Annotated in this window: 8 protein-coding genes; 4 read left to right on the forward strand and 4 right to left on the reverse strand. The window is 61.3% G+C overall.

Annotated elements, in window-relative coordinates; genetic code table 11:
- The first annotated feature begins 259 nt into the window (after positions 1–259).
- Positions 260–3,259: a carboxypeptidase regulatory-like domain-containing protein gene (locus tag JAB8_RS20130; protein ID WP_083287270.1), complete on the forward strand. Its 3,000-nt coding sequence runs from the start codon at positions 260–262 to the stop codon at positions 3,257–3,259.
- A 174-nt stretch (positions 3,260–3,433) separates the two neighbouring features.
- Here the strand turns inward: JAB8_RS20130 and JAB8_RS20135 are convergent, their stop codons facing one another.
- On the reverse strand, positions 3,434–4,159 hold the full coding sequence (locus JAB8_RS20135) for a 16S rRNA (uracil(1498)-N(3))-methyltransferase (RefSeq protein WP_070291144.1): 726 nt from the start codon (positions 4,157–4,159) through the stop codon (positions 3,434–3,436).
- A 524-nt stretch (positions 4,160–4,683) separates the two neighbouring features.
- On the opposite strand from JAB8_RS20135, the gene JAB8_RS20140 reads away from it, so the two are divergent.
- From JAB8_RS20140 to gap, 3 genes are all read left to right on the forward strand, one after another.
- Complete coding sequence (locus JAB8_RS20140) at positions 4,684–7,422, forward strand: TonB-dependent receptor (protein ID WP_070219250.1); 2,739 nt, start codon at positions 4,684–4,686, stop codon at positions 7,420–7,422.
- A 244-nt stretch (positions 7,423–7,666) separates the two neighbouring features.
- Positions 7,667–9,664, forward strand: coding sequence for a transketolase (gene tkt / locus JAB8_RS20145; RefSeq protein WP_070291145.1), 1,998 nt, complete (start codon positions 7,667–7,669; stop codon positions 9,662–9,664).
- Positions 9,665–9,740: 76 nt separating this feature from the next.
- A complete protein-coding gene (gene gap, locus JAB8_RS20150) occupies positions 9,741–10,751 on the forward strand; it encodes a type I glyceraldehyde-3-phosphate dehydrogenase (protein WP_010395244.1) in 1,011 nt (336 codons plus the stop codon).
- 42 nt (positions 10,752–10,793) lie between these two features.
- Here gap and JAB8_RS20155 read toward each other — a convergent pair whose 3' ends face one another.
- The 3 genes from JAB8_RS20155 to glnE form a co-directional block, all read right to left on the reverse strand.
- Positions 10,794–11,576 carry a YoaK family protein gene (locus tag JAB8_RS20155; RefSeq protein WP_070219248.1) on the reverse strand — a complete coding sequence of 261 codons (783 nt, stop codon included), beginning with the start codon at positions 11,574–11,576 and terminating at the stop codon, positions 10,794–10,796.
- Positions 11,577–11,603: 27 nt separating this feature from the next.
- Positions 11,604–12,095, reverse strand: a complete 492-nt coding sequence (locus JAB8_RS20160) for a cache domain-containing protein (protein ID WP_083287269.1) — start codon at positions 12,093–12,095, stop codon at positions 11,604–11,606.
- A gap of 96 nt (positions 12,096–12,191) precedes the next feature.
- Positions 12,192–15,128, reverse strand: a complete 2,937-nt coding sequence (gene glnE / locus JAB8_RS20165) for a bifunctional [glutamate--ammonia ligase]-adenylyl-L-tyrosine phosphorylase/[glutamate--ammonia-ligase] adenylyltransferase (RefSeq protein ID WP_343216106.1) — start codon at positions 15,126–15,128, stop codon at positions 12,192–12,194.
- Between the last annotated feature and the right edge of the window lie 48 nt (positions 15,129–15,176).

Genomic DNA, 15,176 nt, shown 5'->3' on the forward strand with positions numbered 1-15,176 from the left:
TGTTCCGATGTGTCATTCTGTTTATTTTGCGTATGCAAAGTGGATCGAGAGGATGCCTTGTATGAAGGGATTACAAGGTGATGAGAGTAAAAAGCGTTCAAAAACGCATAAGTGTGAGTGATAAACTCCTTTACCAAAGCAGTAATACTGCGCTCATAAATAAATAGGGAATGACATGTTGAGAAAAACTGTAATAGCACGTGCATTAACGATCGCTTTCAGCGCATCGGTATTGAGCGCTGCGATTGTTCCAACGGTAATGGCACAGTCGAATGCCACGGGCAATATCATCGGCAAGATCGCGCCGGATGCCAGCGCATCGGTGCAGATCGTCGGTGCTGACAATGGCTTCAAACGGACCATTTCGCCCGATGCAAGCGGTACTTTCCGCATCACCTCCCTGCCAGTTGGCAACTACAAGGTGACCCTGCTGAAAGGCTCTTCCGTCGTCAGCTCGCAGGATGTGGAAGTGCGCATCGGCCAGGAAAGCGAAGTGGCGCTGCAGCAGGTGCAAACCGTGAACGTGACGAGCCGCCGCCGCGCGATCGATGTCACCAGTTCCAACTCCGGTTCTTCATTCAATTCGCGCGAACTGGCTACCCTGCCATTGGCGCCTACGGTTGCCAACATCGTGCAATTGGCTGGCGGCACCACGCGCGCCGACTCGCGCTACGGCAACAACGCCGCCAGCTTCGGCGGCTCCAGCGCGTCGGAAAATGCGGCGTACATCAACGGTTTCCCCGTCACCAACAGCCTGTATCAGGTTGGTTACTCTTCCTTGCCTTTCGGCTCGATTGCTGAAGCGCAAATCATCACCGGCGGCTACGGCGCCGAATTCGGACGTTCGACGGGTGGCGTGGTCAACATCACCACCAAGAGCGGTACGAATAACTGGGAATTCGGCGCCGGCTTTACCTACGCGCCTGATTCGCTGCGCGGCAAGGCCAAGAACATCATGTTCCCGAATACGGGCGCCAATCCCAAGACGGATGGCAAGATCTACAACTACCGCGAAGGCGACAAGCTGACCGAGAAGGTCTATAACGCCTATGTCAGCGGCCCGCTGATCAAGGACAAGCTGTTCATCTATCTGGGTGGCGAATTTACCAAGATGGACCGCGAAACGGCGCGTCTGGCATCGACCAGCCAGGTGAACAACCAGACCGGCTGGCTGGTGCAGAAATCCGATGTGCCGCGTTATATCGCCAAGATCGACTGGAATATCACCGACAACAACCGCCTCGAATACACGCACATTTCGGACGAGTCGAATGTCAACGATCAATACTACGGCTTCAACTACGACACCAAACAGCGCGGCTATGTGCAGAACGGCGGCGCCAGATTCAAGAACTATTCGGCAGGCGTGCTGTTCCTGAATGCCACCGGTGCCGCGCTGGCGGCAGCCCAGGGCTCGAACATCGACATCCTCAAGCTGACCAGCTATGTGACCGACGATCTGACCGTGCAAGCCCTGGTTGGCCAGGCGAAGACGCAACGCGAGCAAAATCCGTTCGGCTACATTCCAGGCTTGCGTCCAATCGTCGTTAGTTCTCCAGAGTTTAAGGTACCAGGCCTGAATTATTCGCCTAGCCAAGTGCAGGGTTTCAGCTCGGCCCTGCTGCGCGACGGCGCGCAAGACACCAACCGCGGTTATCGCCTGGATCTGGAATACAAACTGGCCAAGCAGCATACGATACGCGGCGGTCTTGACCACAACAAGATCAATGCCCTGAACGGTACGGAAGCGGCTGGCGGTGGTACCTGGACGTATCTGAAAACCGATCCGAACACCGTATTGTCTGGCCACAATATCTCGCCGGCAGCTGGCGGCGGTTATGGCACCCAAGGTTACTACGTGCGTGAAAACCTGCAGCGCGGCGGCTCCACCCCGACCGTCGAGCAGTCGGCGCAATACATCGAGGACCGCTATCAGGCCACCGAAAATCTGGTCGTGACCCTGGGCTTGCGCAATGAGTCGTTCAAGAACATGAACGGTATCGGCGAAACCTTCGTGGAACAGAAAAACATGCTGGCACCGCGCCTGAATGCGGCCTGGAATGTGTATGGCGACGGTTCCCTGAAAGTCTTCGGTACGGCTGGCCGCTACTTCATGCAATTGCCGGCCAACATGGCCGTACGTTTTGCCGGCGCTTCGCTGAACACCGACCGCTTCTACACCTACACGGGCGTCAACCCGACCACGGGCGCACCGCTGGGCTTGAACCCGATCAGCAATGTCGTGTCGGCTAACAATGAATTTGGCCAGGAAAAACGCGCCAATGAGCTGGCTTCGACCAACTTGAAGGCCCACTTCCAGGACGAGATCAACCTGGGCTTCGAGAAGGCGCTGACGCCTGACTTCAACGGCGGTATCAAGTTCACCTATCGCAAGCTGAAAAACACGATCGATGACTACTCGGATCCACGCGCCATTTCGGCCAAGCTGACAGGCGCTGAAAAAGAGTACTTCGACGATCATGGCTGGAACGGCGCCCTGTTCAATCCAGGCAAGGACAACACCTTCATGATCCCGGTGGGACCAAACGGTGCACAGCGCGCGGTGACGATTACGGCTGCCGATGCCGGCTTCCCGGAAAAAGCCAAGCGTACCTATACGGCGCTGGAATTCATGCTCGAACATCCGATGCGCAATGGCTGGTACGGCAAGATGAACTACACCTGGTCGCGCAGCGAAGGCAATCAGGAAGGTCAGACCAAGTCGGATAACGGCCAGGCCGACGTGGGCTTCAGCTCGGGATGGGACTTCCCTGAGACGATGATCAACGGCAGCGGCTTGTTGCCGAACAACCGTACGCACCAGTTGAAAACCTATGGCTACTATGAGTTCACGAGCCAGTTCGGCGTCGGCGGCAACTTGCTGGTGGCAACGGGCCGTCCTATGTCGCGTACTTGCAATATCCCAGCGTCCATGGATCAACAGGGCTTGGGCTTGTCGCAATACGGTTCGATCTTCTTCCTGTGCCCAACCGGCCCGAACGGCCGTGGCGCTTACGGCACGCTGCCAACGGAAATGCGCCTGGACTTGAACTTCATCTACAAGCCAGAGCAGATCAAGGGCATCGTGTTTAAAGTCGACGTGCTGAACGCAACCAACCGTCAAGTGGCGCAATCGATCGACGAGGCTTACAACACCAGCGCCGCTGGTACTGCCGTCAGCACGACCGCCGGCATGGTCAACTCCTACTCGAGCCCGCGCACCGTGCGCTTGTCGGCCCAGTACAGCCACAAGTTCTGATGTGATTCCCTCCTTGCCGGTTGACAGTCGTCAGCCGGCGGAGACGGGGATGCACGGACGGACGGATACAGCAAAGGCATCATCAGTCATGCCAGTAAAATGCCCCGCAAGCTGCAAAGCTTGCGGGGCATTTGTTTTGGCGGCACGCTCGGTGCCTGATCGTCGTACGCTGGCTTACATCCCGCCCCACAAGGCACCCAAGGTGGCCAGCGCCGTCAGGCCCGCCGTTTCCGTGCGCAGGATGCGCGGCCCCATAGCCAGGCCGATGGCGCCGGCGGCCAGGGCCGCCTTTTCTTCCGCTTCCGAAAATCCCCCTTCCGGCCCCACCATCACGGTGATCGCCTGCGGCGGCTGGTGACGCGCCCAGTCGGCCAGCGACTGCTCCGAACGCGGCGTCAGGATGATGCGTTTATGTAAATCCTGCTGGCTGCTCCAGCTATTAAAATCCTGCAATGGCGCCAGCTGCGCCAGGCGGTTGCGCCCGCATTGTTCCGATGCGGACACGATGATCGCTTGCCAATGGGCCAGTTTTTTCTCCGCCCGCTCCGCGGACAGGCGCACGACGCAGCGTTGCGCCGCCAGCGGCACGATGCCGGCCGCGCCCAGTTCGATGGCTTTTTCGATGATCCAGTCCATTTTGGACGCTTCCGGCAGCGCTTGTGCCAGGGTCACGGCGTAGGGCAGTTCCGCTTCGCGCGCCGTGTGGGACTTCAGTTCGGCGCTGGCGCGTTTTTTCTCGACGTTGCACAAGACAGCCGTGTACTCGCCGCCCTCGCCGTTGAAGACGGTGATGGCCTCGCCCGGCATAAGGCGCACCACATGGACGTGGTGGGCGACGGCGTCGGGCAGAGCGATGGTGGCGCCTATGGCGAGTGGCTGGGGACAGAAAAAACGCGGCATGCAACATCCTGGCGGAGAGAAACAATGGGAGGTGCCGCGCCGCGCGCGGGTGGGGCGCGCGCGGCAGCGACTCGAGAGTGCAATTTTAGTGCCGCTGCGCGCGGCCGGGGGAAATTCTTGCCGCTGGGCCTGCGCGGCGCATCCGGGACGGGAAATTGCGTGGAGATAACAAGCTGACTAAAACGAAATGTTGTTTTTTGATTTCATAAATCATTGCATTATTGACAGTGATACTTTTGGCGTGGTTTGATGACTATACAAGTTGTGTTGAACGACATCAATTGTTTCCAGCAATGTCGTCCGTGATGTGATTCGGTATGGCATGGGGAGACGCCGCACGTTTCAATGCCCGGGCCTATGACCCCGGGCGCGTTGCGGCCAGCTTAAATTGGTTGGACAAGCATGCCATTGTAGCGGGAGGGGCCTTGCAGTTTTTCGCAAGACCATGAGAGATTTAAGTGATTATAAAAATACAAACTAATCGCTTATCAAGTGATATCAGGGATCATGAAAAGGAATAAGTTATGATGTTTCGCGAAAAAAAGAGTGTGCAGGTGGTGAGATTGGCATTGGCCGCGTTCGCCGGCGTCGCAACGATGAGCGTGCATGCGCAGGAAGCGATCGATGCGCCGGTGCCTAAGGTGCAGCGCGTCGAAATCACCGGTTCGAGTATCAAACGCATCGAAGCCGAAGGTATTTCCCCGATCACCGTGATGACGCGCGAATCGATTGCCCGTTCGGGCGCGACGTCGGTGCTGGATCTGATGCGCAACCTGACTTCTGCGGGCGGTAACGGCGGTGAGCTGGCGACATCGAGTTCCTTCCGAAACGGCGCCACCAGCGTCTCGCTGCGCGGTCTGCCGACCCTGATTCTGTTGAACGGCTATCGCCTGCCGGCGTCCGGTTCGGACGATTATAGCGGCCAGACCTCGGTCGATCTGAACGCCATTCCGCTGTCGGCCATCGAGCGCATCGATGTGCTCAAGGACGGCGCCTCGGCCATCTACGGCACCGATGCCGTCGGCGGCGTCATCAACTTCATCCTGCGCAAGGATTACCAGGGCTTGACCCTCGACGCCAGCACCGGTTCGACCACCTATGGCGACGGGCAAAACCATAAGGTGTCCGTGTCCGGCGGTTTCGGCGACCGTGACGCACAGAAATTCAACGTGACGTATTCGGCCTCTTACGAAAAAACCAAGGCTATCCACGGCGTCGATCGCGATTGGGCGAACAGTACCGATTTCACCGGCCACAATGGCGGCCTGTATCAGGGTGGCGTGTACGGCGCCAAGGGCCGCGATCCCGGCACCATATCGCTGGGCGGTTCGCAGCGCATGCCCGATCCGGAGTGCGACGCGGCCCACAGCAAGCCCTATCCGGATGCGCCGGAATGGGTGGCTGCGCCGAATCGCAGCTCCTGCATGTATTCCGCCGCTGAGTCGATAGACCTGGTGCGCCCGTCCACACGCTACGGCGGGGCAGTCACGGCGAACTGGGATTTGACGCCGGATGTGTCGCTGTTCGCCAATCTGTTTTACAACCACTTCGATACGCGCGTCCAAGGTTCGCCGGCCTGGATCCAAAATGCCGACCGCTCCGGCGTGCTGCGTGTGGCGGCGAACAATCCCTTCAATACCTACGGCGTGCCGGTCAATATCCGCCGCCTCTTCCCTGCCGCCGAGGGTGGTACGGGCACCAATGTTGACACCACCTGGCTGGTTGGCGGCGCCACCGGCCGCGTAGCCAACTGGGATTGGACCGTGTCTGTGGGCCACAGCCAGGAGAAGGGCGAAACGCGCGTGTACGGCTCCTTCATGCACGATAAATTGCAGAGTTACCTGGCGCAGGGCAAGTTCAACCCCTTCGGCGGCAACCATAATTCGGAGCAGATCATCAACGAACTGACGGCCGACCAGTACACCAAGACCAAGTCCTCGACGGACTTTGCCAAGGTGACCGCTTCCAGCGAATTTGGCCAGCTGCCCGGCGGCAAGATCGGTGTGGCCGTCGGTGCCGAGTACAAGCGCGAGAAGCTCAGCTACGATCCGTCGCAGGCTTGGCGCGATGGCGCGATCGGCATCTATTCGACCCTGCGCGGCATCGACGGCTCTGAGTCGCTCGGCGCCGTGTTCGGCGAGTTGGCCCTGCCGCTGCTGAAAAATCTGGAAGCGCAGGCGGCCGTCCGCTATGATCGCTACCAGTTGGCTGGCGGTACCACCAACCCGAAGCTTGGCCTGCGCTGGACCGCCTTGCCGACCTTGATGTTCCGCACCAGCTACAGCACCGGTTTCCGCGCGCCGACACTGTCGCAGCGCTTTAACGAAGGCCGCGGCGGTTTCGTCGCGACCAAGGATCCGAAGCGTTGCATCGTGGGTGACGCGTATTTTGACACCGCTTGCAGCGGTTCGGCGCTGTCTCTGCTGTCCGGTACGAAGGATTTGAAGCCCGAAAAATCGAAGCAGTTCAACCTGGGCGTGGTCGCCGAACCGATCAAGAACCTGACGCTGGGTTTAACCTACTGGAATATCAAGTGGAACGATCGCGTCGAGAATCTTGACAACGAAACCGTGTTGGCGGGCGAGGATGGTCAGTACAAGGACGCCGTCACGCGCTATGCCGTCACGGCGGAAGACCAAGAGAAGTATAACGCGCTGAGCGCCGCCCAGCGCGCGACGCTGGGTCCGTTGGTAGGTCGCCTGAAGCAGCTGCAGGTTGGCCTGATCAACCGCAGCAAGGTCGTCACCGACGGTCTGGATGTCGAAGCGTCGTACACGCTGCGCACGGCCGAGATGGGGCGTTTCAAGGTGTTCGGCGAGGCGAGCTACACGCTGTCCTACAACCGCACGCTGCTGCCTGATGATCCGGCGATCAATTGCCCCAACAACACGGCTTGCGAGGCCGGTGAATACGGCTATCCTAAGCTGCTGGCCAAGCTGGGTGTCAACTGGGACCGCGGTGCTTGGGCGGCGACGACGAGCGCCAACTTCACTTCGCATTACCACGTGGACCGGACACCGTCGGCGACGATCAACCTTTACTACGACGAGTACGCGAACGGCCTGATGATCCCGAGCGCGACCCTGGTTGACGCCTCGCTGTCCTACAGCGGCTTCAAGAACCTGGTGCTGCGTGGTGGCGTCAATAACGTGTTCGACCGTGCGCCGGCATTCGATCCATCGTCGAACATCGGCTACGACACCGCCTACGGCAATCCGCGTGGCCGCTACATCTACATGTCGGCGTCGTACTCCTTCAAATAACGTGAGGGTGGACTGACGGGTGGGGCGGGCCGATTTGCGGCGCGCCCCGCAGCGGCGTACGTCGCGAAAAACCGGGCCTGGCCCGGTTTTTTTTCGCCCCTGCCGGGCGCAAGCGGCACAAGCTGCGGCGGCGCGCGTTGCGCGGTTTGATTTTTCCCCTTGCTGGTCTGGTAAAATACATAGCTCTGACTGCGCCCAGCTGCGCTGCAAACGAATTTAAACTCCGCGACTGACCCACACCATCATGACAACTACGCTCCCGACTACCAAAATGGCCAATGCGATCCGCGCACTGGCAATGGACGCTGTACAAAAGGCCAATTCCGGCCATCCAGGCATGCCGATGGGCATGGCCGAGATCGCAGTTGCCCTGTGGAGTGGTCACTATCGCCACAATCCCGCGAACCCGAAATGGCAAAACCGCGACCGTTTCCTGTTGTCGAACGGCCACGGCTCGATGCTGCACTACGCGCTGCTGCACCTGACGGGCTACGACCTGTCGATGGATGACATCAAGGCCTTCCGCCAGATGCATTCGAAAACCCCGGGCCACCCGGAAGTCGATATCACGCCCGGCGTGGAAACGACCACCGGCCCGCTGGGCCAGGGCATTGCCAACGCCGTCGGCATGGCCCTGTCGGAGCAATTGCTGGCCGCTGAATTCAACAAGCCTGGCCACGACATCGTCAACCACTACACCTACGCCTTCGTCGGCGATGGTTGCCTGATGGAAGGTATTTCGCACGAAGTGTGCGCACTGGCCGGCACCCTGGGCCTGAATAAACTGATCGCCCTGTACGATGACAACGGCATTTCCATCGACGGCAAGGTCGAAGGCTGGTTCACGGACGATACCCCGGCCCGCTTCGAAGCGTACGGCTGGAACGTCATCCGCGCCGTCGACGGTCACGATGTGGCCGCCGTCGCTGCCGCCATCGCCGCCGCCAAGACCGCATCGAAGCCAACCCTGATCTGCTGCAAGACCATCATCGGCAAGGGTTCGCCGAACCTGCAAGGCGGCGACAAGGTCCACGGCGCCGCGCTGGGCGACAAGGAAATCGCTGCCGTGCGCGAATACATCGGCTGGGATGCTGCCCCGTTCGAAATGCCGGCCGACGTGTACGGCGCGTGGGACGCCAAGAAGCAGGGCGCCCTGCTGGAAGCGGACTGGAACGAGCGCTTTGCCGCCTACAGCCGCGAATTCCCGCAGCAAGCCGCTGAACTGACCCGCCGCATGCAAGGCGAACTGCCACAGGCATTCGAAGCGGCCCTGAGCGCCGCCATCGCGTCCTGCGTGGAAAAGAAAGAAAACATCGCCACCCGCAAGGCCAGCCAGAACGCCATCCAGGCACTGGCTTCGTCGCTGCCGGAATTCCTCGGCGGCTCGGCCGACCTGACCGGTTCGAACCTGACCAACTGGAAAGAGTGCGTGGCCGTGCGTTCTGGCCAGCCTGGCAACCACATCAACTACGGCGTGCGCGAATTCGGCATGAGCGCCATCATGAACGGCATCACCCTGCACGGCGGCTACATCCCGTTCGGCGCCACGTTCCTGACGTTCTCCGACTACAGCCGCAATGCGCTGCGCATGGCCGCCCTGATGAAACTGCGTTCGATCTTCGTGTTTACCCACGATTCGATCGGCCTGGGAGAAGACGGCCCGACGCACCAATCGGTCGAACACGTCTCGTCGATGCGCTTGATCCCGAACCTGGACAACTGGCGTCCATGCGACACCGTCGAGTCGGCTGCCGCCTGGGGCGCCGCCGTGCGCCGCAAGGATGGCCCGTCGACCCTGATCTTCTCGCGCCAGAACCTGCCGTACCAGGAGCGTAGCGCCGAACAGATCGAGAACATCTTCCGCGGTGGCTATGTGCTCAACGACGTGCTTGAGCCCAAGGCGATCCTGATCGCCACCGGTTCCGAAGTGGAACTGGCCGTCGCCGCCGCCAGCGCGCTGGCCTCGGAAGGCATCAACGTGCGCGTCGTGTCGATGCCGTCGACCGACGTCTACGACCGCCAGGACGCCGCCTACAAGGCCAGCGTGCTGACGAAAGGCGTGCCGCGCGTGGCCATCGAAGCGGGCGTGACCAGCTTCTGGTACAAATACGTGGGCCTGGAAGGCGCCGTGGTCGGTATCGACACGTTCGGCGAATCGGCGCCTGCCGGCGTGCTGTTCAAGCACTTCGGCTTCACGGTCGAGAACGTCGTCGCCAAGGTGAAAGCCGTTATCGCTGGCTAATATTGATTTTTAACGGTCCTGGCGATGTTGTCGCCGGGGGCGTGCATGTACCTTCTTTTTTAATCAGGAGCAGAGTATGACGATCAAAGTTGCAATCAATGGCTACGGCCGCATCGGCCGTAATGTGTTGCGCGCTTTCTACGAAGGCGGCAAGAAACAGGATATCCAGATCGTTGCCATCAACGACCTGGGCGATGCCAAATCGAACGCCCACCTGACCCGCTACGATACCGCGCACGGCAAGTTCCCGGGCACGGTCACCGTCGAAGGCGACAACATGATCGTCAATGGCGATCCGATCCGCGTGTTCGCACAGCGCAACCCTGCCGAAATCCCATGGGGCGAACTGGGCGTGGACGTCGTGCTGGAATGCACGGGCTTCTTCACCACCAAAGAGAAGGCTTCGGCTCACTTGAAGGGCGGCGCGAAAAAAGTCATCATCTCGGCACCCGGCGGCAAGGACGTCGATGCAACCGTCGTGTTCGGCGTGAACCACTCGGTGCTGAAATCGACCGACACCGTCATCTCGAACGCTTCGTGCACCACCAACTGCCTGGCACCGCTGGTCAAGCCATTGAACGACGCCATCGGCATCGAAACGGGCCTCATGACCACCGTGCACGCCTACACCAACGACCAGGTGCTGTCCGACGTGATGCATGAAGATCTGCGCCGCGCCCGTTCGGCCACCATGAGCATGATCCCGACCAAGACGGGCGCCGCCGCCGCCGTGGGCCTGGTCCTGCCTGAGCTGAATGGCAAGCTGGACGGCTTCGCCATCCGCGTGCCGACCATCAACGTGTCGCTGGTCGACCTGTCCTTCATCGCCAAGCGCGACACCACCGTGGAAGAAGTCAACGCGCTGATGAAAGCCGCGTCGGAAGGCGCCCTGGAAGGCATCCTGACCTACCAGACCGAACCGCTGGTCTCGATCGACTTCAACCACAACCCGGCTTCGTCGAACTTCGATTCGACCCTGACCAAGGTGTCGGGCCGTCTGGTGAAAGTATCGTCGTGGTACGACAATGAGTGGGGTTTCTCGAACCGCATGCTCGACACCACCGTCGCACTGATGTCGGCCAAGTAATTTTGTGACCGCATAAGAAAAAACGCCCTTCGGGGCGTTTTTTTATTCATGGCTGTGCGAATAAAAACGGCGCCGGTAGAAGCGCCACAAGACGCGCAAGTCGCGCAGCACGGGCACGCCCGATAGCAGGGTCAGCACGCCGGCGAGCAGGATGGTGGCGGCGGGAAAGCCGATGTGCTTGAAGGCCAGTGCGCCGCTGACGCCGCCGATGAAGAAGCAGCTGATCAGCAGGCTGTGCGTCCTGAGCTTGCCGCGGTTGACCTTGACCATGCGGTCCGGCAGGTGGCGCCGGTTGTAATACGCCATCTTGCCCAGTTCGATGCCGATGTCGGTGGACAGCCCCGTCACATGCGTGGTGCGGATGACGGCGCCCGAAATCTTGGTGATGATGGCGTTCTGCAAGCCCATGACAAAGCACAGCAGCAAGATGGTGACGGGGCCCAGCACGTCGGGCATGGCGGCCAGGTAATTGCCCGTCAGGCCGAACAGCAGCAACAGCGCCGCTTCCAGCAGCAGGCTGGCGGCAAACTGGCTGTGCAGCCGGCGCCGCTTGCCCCAGTTCACCATGATGGCCGTGACGGCCGCGCCGCTGACAAAGGCCAGCCAGGCGCCCAGCGCGGCCAGGGCTACCGTGACGTTGCCCAGCGCCAGGTCGTCCGCCATGCCCGAGACGATGCCCGTCATGTGCGAGGTATAGCCGCCGATGGCAAGAAAGCCGCCCGCGTTGACGGCGCCCGCCACCAGCGCCAGCACGCAGCCCAGCTGCAGATTGGCTTGCGTATCGCGCGCCGATCCGCTCAGACGGGACAGGTAATGGAGCGGCATGCGGGCGCGTTTTCCTCTTGCCGTGGCTTATTTATAGATGCCGGAACCGACGATCATATTGTCGACCCGTTCGATGTAGCCGGATTTTTGTTCGACCACCTTGGTCAGGGGGTTGGGCCACTTGAAGTCTACCCAGCCGCGTCCGGCCGGCGTGCTGGCCGTGGCGATCAGCGACTTGATGACGGCCTTGCCTTCATTGTCCTTCAGGTCGATCAGGTTCTTGCCGACCATCTTGGGATTGTTGCCGTGCGCCAGGGTGACGCCATTCATGTCGTACACATAAATGTACAGGTCACGGTCATGGAAGCTGGTGTTGGCGGGATCGGCAATGGCGGCAAAGGCCTTTTCCTTGCCGTCGGCCTTGATCATGGCCACGGCGCGCTTGGTCATGGCGATGGCTTCATCCGCGCTGCCTCTGGGGGCGGCCCATGCCGTTGCCGGCATGGCGCAAAGGATGAAACTGGCAACGAGGGCGTGGATGCCCGTTTTTACACTTGCCGTTTTTACACTTGTCTTCATACGCTGTCTCCTGGTATGGGCAACCCCGGCGCGGCCTGTTGTACGGCACCACTGGGAAGTGGAGTTGCCTGTACGTATCATACGCCGGCGCCGGGCTTATGCAATCGTTGCGGGAAAGATCGTGTGCCACAGGCGCATCACGTTGTCCGCATGCACGCGCACCCGCTCCGGTTCCACCCGGGCCAGGTCCTGCCCTTGCAGGCGCAGCTGATGCTGCAGCTTGCGCAGCGTGCGGTAGGCGTCGGCAACCGAAGCGGCCAGGCCGGCGTCGATCAGGCCCAGCTCGCCGCACAGGCGCAGCAGGGCGATATTGCCCGAGTTGGCCGTCAGCTGCGGATACTGCGCCGCATGCTGCAGCACCAGGTATTGCACCATGAACTCGATGTCGATCATGCCGCCCGGATCCTGTTTCAGATCAAAGCTGCCGGGACGGGGCGGATGCGCATCGAGCATCTTCTTGCGCATGGCCACCACTTCGCCCTTGAGCGGACCGTTTTCCGGGCGCTCCTTGCGCAGGATCGTGTCGCGGATGCGCTCGAAATGCTTGCCGATGCTGACGTCGCCCGCGCAAAAGCGCGCGCGCGTGAGCGCCTGGTGTTCCCACACCCAGGCCGCGCTGCTCTGGTAGCGCTCGAACGCCTGCACGCTGGACACCAGCATGCCGGAGGCGCCGTCGGGGCGCAGCGCGATGTCGATGTCGAACAGGATGCCGGCCGAAGTGTGCGAGGTCATCCAGGTGATGAAACGCTGCGCCAGCTTGGCGTACAGGCCGGGCGCTTCCTGGTCGTCGTCGTCGAACAGGAAGATGACGTCAAGGTCGGAGACATAGCCCAGTTCTTTGCCGCCCAGCTTGCCATATGCGATGACGGCGAATTTCGGCACCTCGCGGTGGCGCGCAGGTAACGTTTGCCAGACGGCTTGCACGGTGGCGGCGACGATGATGTCGGCCAGCTGCGACAGGTAATCGGCCAGCTTTTCCACGCTCAGGTCGCCCGCCAGGTCTTGCGCCAGGCACTGGAACAGCTGCGCGTGGTGCATTTCACGCAGGATATCCATCTGCCGCTCCGTGTCGCCGGGGGCGTCGTCGAGCTGGCGCTGCAGGTCCAGCGCCAGCGCGGCCGGGTCGGGCACCGTGTTGCGGATGCGTTCATCGAGCAGCTCGTCGAGCAGGATCGGGTGCTGCGTGAGGAAGGTGGCGGCCCAGCCGCTGGCGCACACCATGCGCACCACGCGCTCGAGCGTGTGCGGGTACTCTGTCAGCAATGACAGATAAGCCGAGCGGCGCGCGATCGCTTCCAGGAAATCGAGCAGCCGGCCCAGGGTGGCCAGCTGGCTGGCATTGCCGTTGGACACGGAGCAATCGGTGATCAGGGGCAGGGCGGAATTGACGAGGGCCACCAGACGCGTGCGGCTCGCTTCGGGCAAGGATTGCAGGCGCGGTGCTTGCCACGTGGCCAGCAAACGGCGCGCGCAAGCGGCCGGTTCATGGAAACCCATGGCGGCAAAGCGCGCCTCGATGGCTTCCTGCTGGTCGGACGCGGCGCAGTCGTTCGACGTCTGCGGGTCGATGCCCGTGTCGGCCGGCGGCGTGCCGCTGCTCTTGTCGCTGAACATTTCGTCGAACTGGCCGGCGACAAACACGCGGTGCGCTTCCAGCCGGGCCAGCAGGGTAGCGACGTCGGGCAGGCCCATCATCTGCGCCACCACCAGGCGGTCGGCGTCATTCGCGGGCAGGGTGTGTGTCTGTGCATCGTCAAGATACTGCAGCCGGTGTTCGAGGTTGCGCAGGAAAGTGTAGGAACCAAGCAACTGTTCCACGATGGCCGGTTCCAGCAAGCCCTTGTCCGCCACCGTACGCAGGGTGGCGCGCGTGGAGCGCTCGCGCAGCTCGGCGTCGCGCCCACCGCGTATCAATTGGAATACTTGCGCGAGGAATTCGATTTCGCGGATACCGCCACGGCCCAGCTTGACGTTGTTGCTGCGGTCCGGGTGCAGCCGTTCCTGGCGGTTGACCTCGGCGCGGATCTGGCCGTGCATGGTGCGGATGGCGTCGATGACGCCGAAATCGAGGTAGCGGCGGAAGACGAAGGGCCGCACGATGGCGTCGAGCGCGGCGATGTCCTCCGGCTTGCCCGTCACGGCGCGCGCCTTGACCCAGGCGTAACGCTCCCATTCGCGGCCCTGCACGATCAGGTATTGCTCCACCATGCCCAGGCTGGCGGCCAGCGGACCCGAGTTGCCGTTCGGACGCAAGGCCATGTCCACGCGGAAAGTAAATCCGTCCTGTGTGATTTCGGCCAGGGCGGCGATCAGTTTCTTGCCCATGCGAATGAAAAACTCGTGGTTGGACAGGCTGCGCTGGCCCGGCAAGGTCGCTTGCGTGTCGCCATCTTCCGGATACACAAAGATCAGGTCAATATCCGACGAGACGTTGAGTTCGCCGCCGCCCTGCTTGCCCATCGCCAACACCATCAAGGCCTGTTCCTCGCCCGATTCCTCGCCGACAGGCATGCCGTGCAGGGCCACCATTTCGTCCATGATGGCGTCCACATGCGTGCGGATGGCGAAATCGGCAAAGCCCGTCATGGCCGTGACGACTTCATGCAAGTCGGCCTGACCGCCAAGATCGCGCGCGATCAGACCGCAGACAAGCAGATTGCGCAGGCGGCGCATGGCCCGCTCGGGCGGCAGCGGCGGCATGGCGGCGTTCGATTGCCCGGCCAGCGCGGCGGCAAAGTCAAGCCCGTCCAGCGGCGCGCGCACCAGTTGCGCTACCTGCGCGGCGCGCTCGGGGGCGGCGTCCAGCCAGCGCTGGTAGAAACGGGAGGCGGAGATCAAAGGCTGTGTGCTCATGGTATCGGTAAGGGTCTCGTGGATGCTGCGTGCATGTTCTTGTTTAACTTGGCTGCGAACGGCGGGGGATGCGGTAAAATTGTGCCGCCGGCCCAATACCGCCGGTAGTGCGTGCTCTTCCGAACGATGGTAAGGGAGGCTTTGCTCAGACGCAAGCGCAAGGATGCAGGCGCGCACCACGAATGCAGACGATTTTTGCCATTATTTGACGCCGGGCCAGTTTATTAG

The organism is Janthinobacterium sp. HH106, from assembly GCF_001758725.1.
Classification (GTDB): domain Bacteria; phylum Pseudomonadota; class Gammaproteobacteria; order Burkholderiales; family Burkholderiaceae_D; genus Janthinobacterium.

Bases quoted from the DNA above. Each gene is read 5' to 3' on its own strand.
- JAB8_RS20130 (WP_083287270.1), top strand. From the start codon at position 260: ATGGCACAGTCGAATGCCACGGGCAATATCATCGGCAAGATCGCGCCG.
- JAB8_RS20135 (WP_070291144.1), bottom strand. From the start codon at position 4,159: ATGCCGCGTTTTTTCTGTCCCCAGCCACTCGCCATAGGCGCCACCATC.
- gap (WP_010395244.1), top strand. From the start codon at position 9,741: ATGACGATCAAAGTTGCAATCAATGGCTACGGCCGCATCGGCCGTAAT.
- JAB8_RS20155 (WP_070219248.1), bottom strand. From the start codon at position 11,576: ATGCCGCTCCATTACCTGTCCCGTCTGAGCGGATCGGCGCGCGATACG.
- JAB8_RS20160 (WP_083287269.1), bottom strand. From the start codon at position 12,095: ATGAAGACAAGTGTAAAAACGGCAAGTGTAAAAACGGGCATCCACGCC.
- JAB8_RS20140 (WP_070219250.1), top strand. From the start codon at position 4,684: ATGATGTTTCGCGAAAAAAAGAGTGTGCAGGTGGTGAGATTGGCATTG.
- tkt (WP_070291145.1), top strand. From the start codon at position 7,667: ATGACAACTACGCTCCCGACTACCAAAATGGCCAATGCGATCCGCGCA.